This is a genomic window from uncultured Parabacteroides sp. (assembly GCF_947855115.1).
Lineage (GTDB): Bacteria > Bacteroidota > Bacteroidia > Bacteroidales > Tannerellaceae > Parabacteroides.
Genome location: NZ_CANTZW010000016.1, coordinates 13016 through 26412, shown reverse-complemented (window position 1 = coordinate 26412; position 13397 = coordinate 13016). Strand labels below are relative to the sequence as shown.

Below are 13397 nucleotides of genomic sequence, written 5' to 3'. Positions count from 1 at the left end.
GACAATCCCTATAAAAGATTCATTTATTCATTTTAGAACGGAAGAGGGGATAAGAAAGATACAGCTAATGAATGTGAATACTAAAAATAGTCGTACTTTTGTCATATTTACTGTTTAACGTTTGGACATGAGGTTCTGGAATTATCTCGGGAGTGTTTTTATTTTGCTTTTATTGACGTTCGGGTGCAAGCCGGAGGTGGAACGGAGCCGTGTGCTGGTAATCCAATCTTTTCGGTGGGACGATAAGAGCTATCCGGAATTGAACTCCGACATCCGGAAAGAACTGAGGAAAAATCGGGTGAATGCGGATATCCGTACGTTTTATCTGGATTGTGAATGCTATATGGCAGATGAGGAAGAGGAACGGATGTATAATTTTATCGATACGATCCGTTATTGGAAGCCCGATATCATATTGGTAAATGATGATCAAGCGACATATACGTTGATGAAATGTAATCATCCTTTTGTAAAGACGGTTCCGGTTGTTTTCTCGGGCGTCAATTTCCCTAACTGGGATTTATTAAAGGAGTTTCCGAATGTGACAGGTAGTTGGGACAAGATTGATTATAAGGAAAACCTTCGTCTGATTGATCAGCAAATGGGAAAGTCCCGCATATATATTAATTATGATAAGACCTCTTTGGGCCAGTTGACTTTTCGGGAGTTGATAAAAGCGGTCGATACGAGTCGATATGTGCTGAATTATAATCAACTGGTCTTTCAGTTGAATGATTCGGACTTTGAGGTAGATTCCATAATGTTTAGAACCGAGATGAGAATGAAGGCGGTACGTCCTCCGAAAAGTATAATCCATTTCATGCCTTTCCGTAAAGCCAACGGAGAGTTTTTATTGAGTAACATTAACGGTACTTATCCTTATTGCGTCTTTTTCAATATCCGTTATGATTATACATCCGCTGGTTTGTCTAAGATGTTCGTGACCCCTTCGTTTACGGCGGTACGGGAGATATTTAATATAAACGTGGAAGTGTTGGGAGGCTATTTTTGCTCGAATCGCATACAGGCGGCAGAGCAGGCCAGGATGGCGGCGAGGATACTCGCTGGTACGCCTGTCTCTTCCATCCCGATCGTAGAAAGCCCTAAGGAATATTTGTATGATTGGGTGGAAATGCAACGTTTAGGTATTTCGAAGGAAGAGGTCCCGGATAATGTTCATATTATTAATATGCCTATTTCCGAGCGGTATAAGATAGAGGTTATTATCGCGTCTTCCTTGGGCGTGATCTTGCTTTTGGCGTTGATCGGTTATTTGTTTTATTTATATTGGCGGGAAGCGAGGAGGAGGAAAGAGGTGCTCGTTAATTTAAAGCAAGAGAAGGAGCATCTTTCTTTAGCGTTGGAAGGGGGTAATATATTTGCTTGGAAATTGCAATCGGGTACTTTCCTGTTTGATAACGAGTTCTTCAGTTACGTGGATATTTCTCCCCGGGAGATTCCTTTGGATGAGTTGTATGAGATGGTCCATCCGGATGACAGGCAACGGTTGCGATCCTTGATCGATTTCATTCGTACAGGTACGATCTCTCATCATATCCTTCAATATCGTTGCGATTTTAACGGGAAGGGTTACCAATGGTGGGAATTTCGTTACGGAACTTTGGAGGATGAGAACGATGGGTACGTAATCAATGGCTTATGTTTGAACATCCAGGATATCAAGGATACGGAAGAGGTCTTGATCTTGGCAAAGGAAAAAGCCGAGGAGTCAGACCGGATGAAATCGGCTTTCTTGGCGAATATGAGCCATGAGATCCGTACGCCGCTGAACGCTATCGTCGGATTCTCGAATTTAATGAACTCGGAAGAGGTCTTGGAACCGGAGGAACGTGAGCAATTCGTGAAGTTGATTAATACAAACTCCGACTTGCTGTTGAAATTGATCAATGATATTCTAGACCTTTCCCGGATGGAATCCGGAAAGATGAGTTTCGTGTTCGACCGCCATGATTTGAGTGTTTTGATCAATGAAATCTATTGTACTTTCCAGTTGATGATGCCCGAGGGAGTGGAACTGCGTATGCGTGTTCCCGAGATCCCGGTAGTTGTGGCGGTAGATCCTTATCGTCTGAAACAAGTATTATCTAATTTTATCAATAACGCGATCAAGTTCACGGTTTCGGGCTATATAGAAATTGGATACTATTTCTGTACGAAAGGCGACTGCCTTCATATTTATGTGGAAGACACCGGTATTGGTATCCCCAAGGAAAAACAGAAGCAAGTATTCGATCGTTTCTGTAAATTGGATGAGTTTGCCCAGGGTACCGGACTCGGGTTGGCGATTTGCCAAGTGATAGCGCAACGTTTTGGCGGTGAGATACAATTGAAGTCGGAATATGGTAAAGGCAGTCGTTTCACGCTAACTTTGCCTAAAGAACGAATAGGTTGACAGAGTATGGAACAAATAGAGGAACTTTCACGATTTATCAAGGAACATGCTTCGGATGATTTGAATCGTCTGTTGCTTTCTGCCTCTCGTTACCCCGGGATTGATATTCCTTTCGTGGTGGATCAATTAAAAGCCCGGCGGCAGATCAAGGACAAATTACCTTCATGGTATCAAAACGATCAACTGGTTTTTCCTGCGAAGATAGCGGCAGAGCAATGTTCCTCGGAACAAACAGCCTTGTATAAACAGAGGCTGGTGGAGCCGCAGGCACATGTATGTGATTTGACCGGAGGATTGGGGATCGACAGCTATTTCTTCTCCCGGAAAGTACGGCAGGTTACTTATATCGAACGTTTTCCGGCTTATTGCGAGGCGGCTATTCATAATTTTAAGGTCTTGGGGGCAAGTAATATAACGGTATTGAATGGTGATTCTACGGAGTTGCTGGATAAGATCGATGGAATCGATGTGTTTTATATTGATCCGGCTCGTAGGGGAGAGGGGAATAAACGGGTTTTTGCGTTGCGAGATTGCGAGCCGGACTTAACAAGACTCGTTCCTGTCTTGTTTAACCATGCCCCAAAGGTAATCGCTAAGCTATCTCCGATGGCAGATATTCATATGACACTGGATTTACTTCCGGGTGTGACAGCCATACAGGTGCTTTCGGTGAAAAACGAGTGTAAGGAACTTTTGTTTGTGTTGGAACGAGAATCGACGGGTACGAATCCTCGTATCTGTTGCGTGAATTTCACCTCGGAGGAAGAACCTGAACTGTTTGCGTTCTCTTTGGAGGAAGAGAGAGAAACAGTCGCCTCCATCCAAGGAGAAGTCAAGCGTTATTTATACGAACCGAACGCCTCCATCCTAAAAGCGGGGGCGTTTAAGGCGGTAGCCACTCGTTTTGGGTTGAGTAAATTACATGTCAGCAGTCATTTGTACACATCGGATGAGGTTGTCACGGGTTTTCCCGGACGTTCATTTGCGGTAGACGAGGTAATTTCTTTTACGAATAAGCAGTGCAAAAACTTGTCGAGGCTGATCCCTCAAGCGAATATAACAGCCCGAAATTTCCCCCTTTCTGTGGATGAGTTACGTAAGCGGACTAAAATAGCGGATGGAGGAAATATCTATCTGTTCGCTACCACTTTGAAAGACGGAGATAAGATCTTTATTAAAACTCATAAGATATAGAATATCTGCGATAGCGCTCGAAAGGTTATAAAAAAAGTGTATGATGTTGTCACCATACACTTTTTTTATGAGGTTTGTATTATTACTTCAATAGATTAGCACGCATTTCCTCGATCTTAGCTTTTGACTCGCGAGCCGCATTTATTGTGGTAACCATTCCGCTTAACGGAGCGATTGTGGTTCCTAATTGCTCTAAGTCAGGATAATATTTAGCTAAGTCGGCTGTGATCTGTTGGATGATGCCGATACGTTTCTCCATATTCTCACTCAAACCTGCGGAAATAGCGTCGCCTTTAACAACCAACCCCGGGTTTGCGTATACGATCGCGTACTCTACGGCCATACCTCCTAACAACTCAAGCTCGATGTCGGCCTTGTCATTTTCCATCATGGCATCGATCAATTTATTTTCTTGGTCCTTCATGAATTTACCCAATTCCTCTTTACTGGCGTTAGCGGGTGCGGATTCTTTCATGATGTCGATAGCGAAAGGAATATCCAGGTCGGTAGTTAACTTAACCAATACGTTCTCGATGTCTGTAGTCGGCTTTTTCATCGCTTTCAATACATTCAAGTCTGCGAAGTAGATACCGCAAGCACGTGCTTTCTGGGCTTGTGTGTTCAATTCGGCAACTTTACTAACCGGCAACATAAAATCAGTGTTGGCGACAGAGACCGTAACCTCTCCGGTAGATACCTTATAAGGCAACTCAGAGTCCGGCATATCTTTCAAGAAACGAGTAACCTCGTCTTTCAATTCGGCTGTAAGCAGACCTTTAGATACTTCTCCTGCGATAGCTGCTTCTTCCTCTACTTTTTGCTCAGCGGCCTCTTGCTTTTTACTGCTGTTGCAAGATACCATTCCAAATGTAATCGCTGCTATAGTTAGCAGGCTAACAAAACTTTTTTTCATGTTATTCTTTATTTTTAGATTATATATTTTGTCATTAATCGTTCCCTTTGTTTAAATACTTGCCCGGAAACTCTGCGAAGATAGATATAATTACCAATAAAGCAAAGATTCCTAACATTAATAAATTAAATATAAAAGTAGAAAATGTATAACTGGCGAATTTTTTCTCGTGACTATAGAAAGGCGCGCGCCCCCAATTATTGTCCGGTTCCAGGTAAATCTGTCCGATTTTGGGGTAGATACGGTTATGGGCCTCCTTATAGAATTGGGTGCTGGCAGAGTTGAGTACCAGTTCCTCGATGGCTGAGTTATGATGCTCTTTCTTCAATGTATTCAACCATTCGGAACCATGTTCTTGAATGGCCTCTTTCCGTTTTTTCTCTAATAATGCCGTGAAATTATCGCTACGGGTATGCAAAGCCTCTTCCACTTTATCCATATAGCTCTCGTAGCTTTCTTTGGACGTATAGGGGGCGATGCGGGCGGCACGAGCTAATACAGCCAGCTCGTTTTGGATCGTACGGGTGTTCTCTGCCCGTTTTTCCGGGATCAGGTTGAGGCTGTTTATGAGGCTGCGTACTTCGTCGGCATGGATATTCCGGTAATATTGCGCCAAGAACTTTTCTTTCTCGACGGTGAAAAATAAGCGGTTGTAACTATTGTTCCGGAATTGTTCCGTAACCAACGCTTCGAATGCCCAACGTGAAGGTATTACCTCTCCGATGAGGGGCACTACGTTCCGGCTGGATGCGCTCCTGCTCAAATCATCGAATTTAACGACTAAACCGCAAAGTAAGATCTGCGGGATTAAAAGTAACGGTATCGTTATGTAGATCGCTACGATCGAGTTCAAGGATTGCGATAGTACCAAACCGGTTAGGTTGGCGAGGAATGAGGTTACCCATAACGTGATCCACCAAGTGAGGAACATCTCGCTTCCGATGCCTATCAGAAAATTTCCTACCACTATGAATAGCAAACTTTGGATCGCCGAGATGCAAAGCAAGTAAAACATCTTTGACGAGAGATAACTGCCCCGGCTCAGCCGCAAGAACCGTTCTCGCTTTAAGAGTGTCCGGTCTTTGATGATTTCTTCGGCGCTGATGCTTAATCCCGTGAAAGTAGCGACAATCACCGCCATGAAAATATAAGATACCAGATTTTTATTCGCCAGCAAGGTATACCCGTCATCCGGTACAAAGCGGGTGAGCAAGGCTACGATCAATGCTAGCAGCGGGGTCTCCAGCAAAGCTATGCACAAATATTGCTTGTTGGTCAATTTGGTCTTTATGTTTCTTTCCAAGAAGATACAGAATTGCTTCCAGAACGAAGGCTTTCGCTGATGGTTCGGGGGCAGGGGAGTGGGTTTTACCTCTTGGAACCTCGGGCGGGAAGCGACATATAACTCATGCCATTCTTTCGGTGTTATCTTCCGGATATTGGTCTGGTTTCCGCTATCGTCTATCTTTTTCGCGTCGATAATGGTCAGGATTAGTTCCGGATTGATATTTCCACAAGTACCGCAAACACTGATATCTTGGTCGGTGTAATTGGCGATCCGTTTAAAGTAGGTGATCGCCTCGATCGGGTTGCCGTCATAGATCGGGTAACCACCGGTATCCAATAGCCATAGGCGGTCAAACAACTTATAGATCTCGGACGAAGGTTGGTGGATGTTGACAACCACGAGCCGCCCCCGGTGCGTTTGCTCTTTCAACAGCATGATGACCTTCTCGGAGTCGGTAGACGAAAGGCCGGAAGTCGGTTCATCCAGATAAAGGATCGCCGGCTCGCGGATAAGTTCCAGCGCTATGTTTAAACGTTTACGCTGTCCTCCGCTGATCGTTTTACGGATCGGAGACCCTACCGCTAAATCCCGTATCTTACTCAAATCCAGATCCTCCAATAGCATATTGACACGATCTTCGATCTCCTTTTCAGTTAGGTTCGCGAAACAAAGACGGGCGGTATACCATAGATTCTGGAATACGGTCAGCTCCTCGATCAGTAAATCATCTTGAGGTACGAACCCGATCAATTGTTTACATTCCGGATCACTCAATGGGTGTCCGTTCAAGCATATATTTCCTTTTTGGGGGATAATGTTTCCGTTTAAGATACTCAACAAGGTTGATTTGCCAACACCACTTCCTCCCATGATAGCTACCAGCTGGCCGGATTCAAGGTTGAAAGAGAAATTGTGCATGCCGTTCTCGCTATTCTTGAAGCTGAACTCGATATCCCTTCCGGTTAATAAGATTCGTTCCTTATGCTCATTTTGATTGAATACATCGAGGATATCACTGTAATAAACCGGCAGGAATAGCGGGCTTTTGATTACGCTACTGCGTTGCCAGCTATAGAAGATACCGGGAGTAAGGGGTATATCGTTCATGAATACCCGCCCGTTACCTTGATAGATAAAGACCATTCGGTCGAACCGGGTCAGTCGCGACACTCGTATCTCGCCTTCTAATCCTTTTCTGTAGATATGGTTGGTATCCTTGTCGCTATCATTGGCATTGATCGTAAGTATAGAAGGAGATTTTTTACCGACAACAAAAGCATATAGCTCGTTGAAGCTATCTGTATCGATATTAAATATCGTGGCGACCTTATGGAAAATCGCCAGGTTCTCGTTTAGTCCTTCATTGTTGCCATGAGCGAACTCCATGAATCGAAGGAGGAGTAATAACTGATCTTCTGCTATTAATTTGGGTTTGAGTTGATTGCATACGTTGATGATGACGTTCTCTCTATCGATATCGAAATCCGGGTCATCGTAAACACTTTGTATCTCTTCAAATAACTCCATATATTCCTTATGGGAGCGGATACCAAAGTGACTAGTCAGGTAAGAATTGACAGCTTGGCGCGCTTGGGTTCTTTCTATTTTTGCCAAGGAAGCAAATATAGCGAATAAGTTAAGCAACCCGTTGAGTATAGTTTCATTCATTAACCAAAGTATTGTTTCAAATATCATGCAAATATAAGATAAGTGAAACAAAAAATAGGTGGAATGTTGGAATTTTTAAGTGGTCAAGTGAATAACATGATCAATAATTGCGCGGAAATTACCCGAACGAACATAGATAAGGGATAAACTGTTGCGTAAGATACGGATGGTTCATCACCCTCAACGGTTGTATTTGCGTAATTCAAAGCCATAGGGTTGGCCATACTTCCACATAGCATGCCTATGTTATGAGCATAATCCAGCTTGAAGAAGCGCGAGGCGATGAATCCGACGATCAATACCGGTACGATCGTTAATAGAAAACCGAGACCGATCCATAATAATCCTTCGGCGCGGAAAACAGTCTCGAAGAAATGAGCGCCGGAGTCTATACCCAATCCCGCCAAATAGATCACGATGCCGAACTGCCGCATCATCAGATTTGCGCTTTGGGTGGTATAAGTTGTTAAATGGAAACGAGGACCGAACGCGCCCATTAAGATTCCAACGATAATAGGTCCGCCGGCGATGCCCAACTTAATGGGAGTACTCATTCCCGGTATTGCGATTGGAATCGCCCCGATTAATACGCCTAGCGTAAGCCCTACGAAAATGGCGAGCAGATTAGGATTATCCAGCCGTTTCAACTCGTCTCCTAAGATTTTCCCCACGTTATTGACGGAATTGGCCTCACCTACGATCGTTAATTTATCGCCGATCTGTAAACGAAGGTCACGGGATGCCACCAAGTCGATACCCGCACGGTTTACCCGCGTGATGTTGATCCCATATAAATTACGGAGCCGGAGCGAACCTAGCTTTACACCGTTTACCCGGTTCCGGGTTACAACGATACGGCGGGAGATCAATTGGCTGTCGATAGCGTTCCAGTCAATATCTTCCTTGTTCCAATCCGTGGTCTCCTGTTCTCCGAAAAGAACCTTGATGGATTCTACATCTGCTTTTACGGATATGACAAGCAAATGATCTTTTTCCCTTAAGATGGTTTCCGAGGTAGGGATTGTCACCTTTCCGTTTCTCCATAGGCGGGAGATCACGAAATGTTTCTCTGTCAATCTCATGACCTGCTGGATGCTCTTATTGTAAATGGAAGGGTTTAATACCTGAAATTCTGCGACATTAGTTGTCGTGTCTTGCTCCTTGTGTGTGTTCTGCGTCTTTTTAGCGAATAAGGCCTTCAAGATGATAATTGCCAGAATCACGCCGACAACACCTAGTGGATAAGCAACGGCACAAGCCAAGGCCATATCCGTTACGTTCTTCGTATCTTCCGGATTCATCTGTAAAAGCGCTTGTTGGGCTGCGCCTAATGCCGGGGTATTCGTTACGGCGCCGGATAGTAATCCTACCATGATTGGTATGGAAATTCCGGTTATCCAATGAAACGCCAATGTTAGGATAAGTCCTAAGGCAATCACCCCTAATCCCATCGTATTCATTTCCACCCCGCCTTTTTTCAAGGAAGAGAAGAAACCGGGGCCTACTTGCAATCCCAAGGTATATACGAAAACGATAAGTCCGAAATTCTGGGCGAAATTCAACATATCCTTATTTACGGTAATACCCAGATGCCCGGCCATGATACCGGCAAAGAATACAAAAGTGATACCTAATGAGATGCCGAATATCTTTAGTCTCCCTAAATACACACCCACCGCCGCCACGATAGAGATGACAGCCACGGCTTGTATCATCGAGGGTTCTGTAAGCGTCTCAAGTAACCAATCCATAAAAGTTTCATTTTTACTTTAGATGCGCGAAAGTACATAAAAAAAGTAAGATCTCTCAATTAATCAACTGCTTTGTTGTCTGGCAGGTTTTTTGAGCATGATGGTGTTATAGGGTCGCTCTGTAACACCATCAACTATTATTTTCCAATATTTTCTCGATATAATTCGGCGGCAATGTCGTACGAGGAACTTTTATCCCTCCAAACCACTTGTGTAGCGGTAAGTCGAAGCCTGTTCCATTCATGTAATTATAAAGGGAAACGCGAAGCCCCTCCCCGAAAAGTTCCGGGTCACAACCGGAAAGCGCCTCGAATTGTACGTCGTTACGGGCAAACCCGCCAAAAGGAGGCTCCGTGATACGACAACCGTATTCGGCGGGGCGTAATCCCACGGGGCTATGTGCCGTCATAGCGAAACGATGCCAAAATCCGGATTGGATCAACCCAAGTTCGAACATTTGCCGGACAGTCTCCAAGGAATCTATGGTTTCCTGAGCGGTTTGAGTCGGGAAACCATACATCAAATACGCATGGACCATGATACCTACCCCGGTAAAATTGTTGGCGACCCGCGCCACTTGAGCCACTGTCACCCCTTTATTTATCAGTTTGAGGAGTCGGGGAGAGGCTACCTCCAAACCACCCGATACGGCGATGCAACCGCTCCGCTGAAGAAGATCGCATAATTCCTCAGTATAACTCTTCTCGAAACGAATATTTCCCCACCAAACGACAGTCAGTCCGCGACGAATGATCTCTAGGGCCATTTCCCGTAACAAAGCGGGTGGTGCGGCCTCGTCCACGAAATGGAAACCGATCTCGCCGGTCTGCTCGATCAAGCGTTCCATTCGGTCAACCAATGTCTTGGCCGTATTGGGCTCATAACGTTTGATATAATCCAATGAACCATCGCAGAAGGCACATTTTCCCCAGTAGCAACCGTGCGCCAAAGTCAGTTTATTCCAGCGGCCGTCGCTCCAAAGTTTATGCATCGGGTTGGCCATTTCCATGACAGAGATGTATTTGTCTAGAGGCAAGCCCTCGTAATCCGGAAATCCGGTCTCGCTTTGCCGGCAAGCGGGGTAAGCGGGATTATCTTGATAAACGACCCGGCTACCACTCTCATCCAGGGAGAAGGTACGTACCAGCTCTTCTTTTGTGATTTCCCCGTCCAGATAGCGCGACATTTGGTAGAGCGGATCCTCTCCGTCATCCAACAAGAGGTAATCGATATATTTGAAAAAACGTATATCCGTGATAGAACGCAGTTCCGTGTTCACGAAGCCGCCTCCCATAAGGATCGGAAGGCCTGGATGTACCTGCCGTAGCCATTGGGCGAGTCGGAGAGAGCTGAATAAATTCCCTGGAAAAGGTACGCTGAAAGCGATCGCCTTGGGTTTATTTTCAGCTATATGTTTCTCCAAAAGCGGCTGCGTCATACGCTCGATAAAGCTGAAAGGCTTTTGGAGAGCTTTCTCTATCTCATCGAAAGAGGAGGCGCAGCGGCCCAGGTGCTCGGCGTATCGGCTGAAACCGAAATCCGGATCAATCGTCTCCCGGATTAATTCACAGAGGTCTTCTAGGTATAAGGTCGCCAGATAACGGGCTTTATCCCGTAATCCGGAGGTTCCGAACGCCCATTCCAACTCTTCCTCGTTTTGGCTCCTACGATTACTTTCAGGAAGGTAATCTTGATTACAGATACGATAAGCGAGGGTATCGTTCTTTCCCTGAAGAAAAGCGATAACAGCCGTTATCGTATCTATATACCGCTGTTTATTAGCCAGTAATCTTCGGGCTTTAGCCGGGCATTTCCTTTTCTGCCATTCGATCTCGGCGAACAAATCCTGTAGGCCTTGCTTGGAAAACAAAGCCAGGATCGTTTCTATGCCCAGATCTGTCTGTCTGGCATCTACCCCCTTTCTCTCCAAGTAACCTTTTAAGTAAGCCGTGGAAGGATAAGGCGTATTGATCTGCGTAAACGGAGATAAAACTAGAAGAATCATCTGGTTTATAATTTGTGATTATGAATTATGGGCGAATCTGATTATCAATCATAATTCATAAACTTTGATTGATCTCTTTAATATACTCCAGGATCTCCTCCCGTCCTTCTTTCTTTTCCGAGGAAGAGAAGAAGATCGGGGGAAGCTCTTCCCAAGTTTCCAGTAATTTGTTTGTATAGGCTTGTAGGTTTTCTTTCAATCGTCCTTTGCTGATTTTGTCGATCTTCGTGAAGATGATAGCGAAAGGGACCCCGTTTTCTCCCAACCATTCCATAAACTCCAGATCGATTTTCTGCGCCTCGTGGCGGCAGTCTAGGAGGACGAACAGGCAAGTCAGTTGCTCACGATCAAGGATATAATTCTCGATAATACGCTTCAATTGTTCTCGGTTCTCCTTGCCTCGTTGGGCAAATCCATACCCCGGAAGGTCTACCAGATACCATTCTTTGTTGATGAGGAAGTGATTGATAAGTAATGTCTTACCCGGTGTTTGCGAAGTCATCGCCAACCCCTTCTTATTGGTAAGCATATTAATCAAGGAAGATTTGCCTACATTGCTTCGCCCGATGAAGGCATACTCCGGTTTATTACCTTCGGGGCATTTCCTTACGTCTGTGTTGCTGATAACAAATTCTGCGCTTTTAATTTCCATAAAGATATAAATTAATGAATAATGAGTAATGAATAAAGGCGAGGCTTAATTCTCGATTTTCAATTTTCCATTTTCAATTGCCGAAAGCCACAGCCCTGCGAACGTGATGCCTCCGTTTACCATAAGCATCTCGTAACCGAATGTATAGCCTGCGTACTGTTTCACCAAAAAATCCGTGGCGAGACAAATCAATGGGGAAACTATACAGATATAGGGTACGTATTTGTCACGGGGTTTCCGTTTCGTGAAAAGCCCGAAAACAAACAAACCCAATAGGGGACCATATGTATACGACGCTATCATGTAGATCGCGTCGATGACACTCCTGTTATTTACGGCCTTGAATGCCAGGATAATCAAGACGAACAATACGGATATCATCAGGTGTACTTTCAGACGGGTACGTTTCGCCTTTCTCGCTTCCTCTTTCTCCACGCCGAGGATATCCACGCAGAAAGAGGTGGTAAGTGCGGTCAGTGCTGAGTCGGCGCTACTGAATGCCGCCGCTATGATACCGATCGTGAAGAAGATCAAGATACTGCCTCCCAAAATTCCCGAGGTACAAAACATCGGGAGAATATCATCGTTGAGGGCCGGTAACTGGATGTTCTGTTGTTCTGCCAGTGTCAATAGTAATATACCCAGCGCAAGAAACAAGAAATTAACCGGCGTGAAAGCGAATCCATATGTATACATGTTTTTCTGAGCATCTTTCAAGCTCTTGCAAGAAAGGTTCTTTTGCATCATGTCTTGGTCTAGCCCGGTCATGACAATCGTGATAAAGATACCGCTGAAGAATTGCTTGAAGAAATTCTGCGTACTATGCCAATCGCTGAACTCGAAGATGCGGAAATGAGGGCTTTCCACCAAAGTTTGCGCCATGCCCCCGAAATCCAGCCCCATTTTACCTTTCACTTGCCAGATGATCACGATCAGCATCGCCACGAGACAGACCGCTTGCAACGTATCCGTCCAGATGATCGTCTTGATACCACTCCTGAACGTATATAGCCATACCAGCAGGATACTGAGGATAGCGGTCACCGCGAACGGGATGTCCCAAGCGTTGAACACGTAAGTTTGCAAGATTAAGACCACCAGGTATAAACGTGCGGCTGCCCCTACGATCTTCGAGAGAAGGAAAAACGAGGCCCCCGTCTTATACCCCCTTCTTCCGATCCGGTCGTCCAGATATGAGTAGATGGAGGTGAGTCGCAATTTATAATAAAGCGGCAATAACACCCTGGCTATAATAATGTATCCCACGAAGAAACCCAATACCGTCTGCATATACGTCATATCGATCGCCCGTACCATGCCGGGTACCGATACGAATGTCACCCCCGATAAAGATGTCCCTACCATACCGATAGAGACGATATACCAAGGAGATTTCCTGTTTCCGAGGAAGAACGCCTCGTTGCTGCTATTACGCCCGGTGATCCATGCGATCAGCAGCAAGACGGCGAAATAGACGGCGATAATAAAAAGGATAATATAGCTGTTCATGTAT

General features: G+C 45.0%; 8 protein-coding genes. 2 read left to right on the top strand and 6 right to left on the bottom strand.

Going from position 1 to position 13397, the window contains the following annotated elements:
* Positions 1 to 127: 127 nt before the first annotated feature.
* On the top strand, positions 128 to 2413 hold the full coding sequence (locus tag Q0110_RS10965; protein ID WP_297906189.1) for an ATP-binding protein: 2286 nt from the start codon (positions 128 to 130) through the stop codon (positions 2411 to 2413).
* A gap of 6 nt (positions 2414 to 2419) precedes the next feature.
* On the top strand, positions 2420 to 3607 hold the full coding sequence (locus tag Q0110_RS10960) for an SAM-dependent methyltransferase (RefSeq protein ID WP_297906188.1): 1188 nt from the start codon (positions 2420 to 2422) through the stop codon (positions 3605 to 3607).
* A gap of 82 nt (positions 3608 to 3689) precedes the next feature.
* Here Q0110_RS10960 and Q0110_RS10955 read toward each other — a convergent pair whose 3' ends face one another.
* The 6 genes from Q0110_RS10955 to Q0110_RS10930 form a co-directional block, all read right to left on the bottom strand.
* Positions 3690 to 4520: a hypothetical protein gene (locus Q0110_RS10955; RefSeq protein WP_297906187.1), complete on the bottom strand. Its 831-nt coding sequence runs from the start codon at positions 4518 to 4520 to the stop codon at positions 3690 to 3692.
* Positions 4521 to 4554: 34 nt separating this feature from the next.
* Complete coding sequence (locus tag Q0110_RS10950) at positions 4555 to 7476, bottom strand: ATP-binding cassette domain-containing protein (protein ID WP_297906186.1); 2922 nt, start codon at positions 7474 to 7476, stop codon at positions 4555 to 4557.
* Between the two features lie 83 nt (positions 7477 to 7559).
* Positions 7560 to 9227 carry a putative transporter gene (locus tag Q0110_RS10945; protein ID WP_297906185.1) on the bottom strand — a complete coding sequence of 556 codons (1668 nt, stop codon included), beginning with the start codon at positions 9225 to 9227 and terminating at the stop codon, positions 7560 to 7562.
* A 130-nt stretch (positions 9228 to 9357) separates the two neighbouring features.
* Positions 9358 to 11232, bottom strand: a complete 1875-nt coding sequence (locus Q0110_RS10940; RefSeq protein WP_297906184.1) for a radical SAM protein — start codon at positions 11230 to 11232, stop codon at positions 9358 to 9360.
* Between the two features lie 55 nt (positions 11233 to 11287).
* Positions 11288 to 11884: a ribosome biogenesis GTP-binding protein YihA/YsxC gene (yihA, locus tag Q0110_RS10935; protein ID WP_297906183.1), complete on the bottom strand. Its 597-nt coding sequence runs from the start codon at positions 11882 to 11884 to the stop codon at positions 11288 to 11290.
* Positions 11885 to 11929: 45 nt separating this feature from the next.
* Positions 11930 to 13393: a sodium:solute symporter gene (locus Q0110_RS10930; protein ID WP_297906182.1), complete on the bottom strand. Its 1464-nt coding sequence runs from the start codon at positions 13391 to 13393 to the stop codon at positions 11930 to 11932.
* Positions 13394 to 13397: the final 4 nt, after the last annotated feature.

Excerpts from the sequence above, each read along its gene's own strand:
- Q0110_RS10965 (WP_297906189.1), top strand. The coding sequence starts at position 128 with ATGAGGTTCTGGAATTATCTCGGGAGTGTTTTTATTTTGCTTTTATTG.
- Q0110_RS10960 (WP_297906188.1), top strand. The coding sequence starts at position 2,420 with ATGGAACAAATAGAGGAACTTTCACGATTTATCAAGGAACATGCTTCG.
- Q0110_RS10955 (WP_297906187.1), bottom strand. The coding sequence starts at position 4,520 with ATGAAAAAAAGTTTTGTTAGCCTGCTAACTATAGCAGCGATTACATTT.
- Q0110_RS10950 (WP_297906186.1), bottom strand. The coding sequence starts at position 7,476 with ATGAATGAAACTATACTCAACGGGTTGCTTAACTTATTCGCTATATTT.
- Q0110_RS10945 (WP_297906185.1), bottom strand. The coding sequence starts at position 9,227 with ATGGATTGGTTACTTGAGACGCTTACAGAACCCTCGATGATACAAGCC.
- Q0110_RS10940 (WP_297906184.1), bottom strand. The coding sequence starts at position 11,232 with ATGATTCTTCTAGTTTTATCTCCGTTTACGCAGATCAATACGCCTTAT.
- yihA (WP_297906183.1), bottom strand. The coding sequence starts at position 11,884 with ATGGAAATTAAAAGCGCAGAATTTGTTATCAGCAACACAGACGTAAGG.
- Q0110_RS10930 (WP_297906182.1), bottom strand. The coding sequence starts at position 13,393 with ATGAACAGCTATATTATCCTTTTTATTATCGCCGTCTATTTCGCCGTC.